Annotated in this window: 1 protein-coding gene; it reads right to left on the minus strand. The window is 61.3% G+C overall.

Features of this window, described 5'->3' with window-relative positions:
- The coding region (locus P2Q66_RS04310; RefSeq protein WP_275725892.1) for a cation:dicarboxylase symporter family transporter at nucleotides 1–308 on the minus strand (308 nt) is incomplete at its 3' end.
- Nucleotides 309–447: the final 139 nt, after the last annotated feature.

Raw genomic sequence — 447 nt, forward strand, 5'->3', positions numbered from 1 at the left:
ATGGTTCCCACCTGGAAGTAGGTGAGGGCCTTCAGGCCCGTCATGCCCACCTTTTTCAGGTCCGCGACGCTGGCGATGCCGCCAACGATCGTGAGGAACACGATGGGGCCGATAAGCATCTTCATCGCATCAACGAAGGTGGTGCCGATGGGTTCCATGGCGATGCCGACACTGGGCGCGAGCCAGCCGACAAGGATACCGACGACGATGGCGGTCAGTACCCAAAAATACAGTTGGCGGTACAAAGGTGTTTTGCGGGCCGGGCTTTGTGCTGTGTGCGCGCTGCCGGCAGAGCTGATGTGATCCATGATTCCTACCTCGTTGTGGAATGTCGCTGGAAGATGTGGTCAAAGGTGGGCATGACGGAGTGGCGGCGGCGACTTGCTGCACCGCCGCCGACTCCGGGCGGGTTTGCTGCTGCCGGCCGGGGTTGTCTCCCGGCTGATT

It is taken from the genome of Arthrobacter sp. Cr_A7 (genome assembly GCF_029222765.1).
Taxonomy (GTDB): domain Bacteria; phylum Actinomycetota; class Actinomycetes; order Actinomycetales; family Micrococcaceae; genus Arthrobacter.